Source organism: Sphingobium sp. LMC3-1-1.1, assembly GCF_040676285.1.
In the GTDB taxonomy this organism is placed as follows: domain Bacteria; phylum Pseudomonadota; class Alphaproteobacteria; order Sphingomonadales; family Sphingomonadaceae; genus Sphingobium.
The window spans coordinates 1-629 of sequence record NZ_JBEGHQ010000050.1; the positions used below are offsets into that span (position 1 = coordinate 1).

Sequence of the window (629 nt, forward strand, 5' to 3'; positions counted from 1 at the left end):
CTTCGCTCGACAACATCTTCGACAAGCGGGTCAACGTGATCGGGTTCGATCTGGCGACCTTCTGCGGCTGCATGCATGAATCGTACAACCGCCCGAGGACCTGGAGAATTTCGCTGCGCTACGAACTATGAATAATACGAGCCTTGAGAGCGGGTTCGATCTGATTGAATTAGGCCGCTGCGCTTGATTCCTTGCATTCCGGGATTCTTTGCGCAGCGATCTGTTCCAATCGTTTGGAAATCGCTCTAAGTTAATGAACGGGTACACCAAAGCTTGATGAGGGGTACTTGTCGAGCTTTGGTCATTCCTGTTCAGGAATTCATCGATCACAGGACCTGATCGTTCATCAGATCGGTGCCCTGTGTGCGAAATGCTTAAAACTTCAGAGCGACGGCGCCAATGTTAATAAGGTATCGTGCTTTGACGATTATGGTCCAGGAGACTGATCTTGCGTACGGTGACATCCTTTTGCAGAACTTGCACTGCTGGCTGCGGTACTAAGCTGACTATTGACGATGAGGACCGGATCGTCAGCATTCGCGGCGACGAGAATAACGCGATGAGCCGCGGCTATGCCTGCTTCAAGGGAATTCACAGTCACGAAGCGCAATATAGTCCCGAACGCCTGC

General features: G+C 51.4%; 1 protein-coding gene. It reads left to right on the top strand.

Features of this window, described 5'->3' with window-relative positions; translation table 11 throughout:
* Positions 1-457: 457 nt before the first annotated feature.
* Positions 458-629, top strand: a 172-nt coding sequence (locus MRBLMC3_RS18710; RefSeq protein ID WP_363831268.1) for a hypothetical protein, incomplete at its 3' end; no start/stop codon positions are given.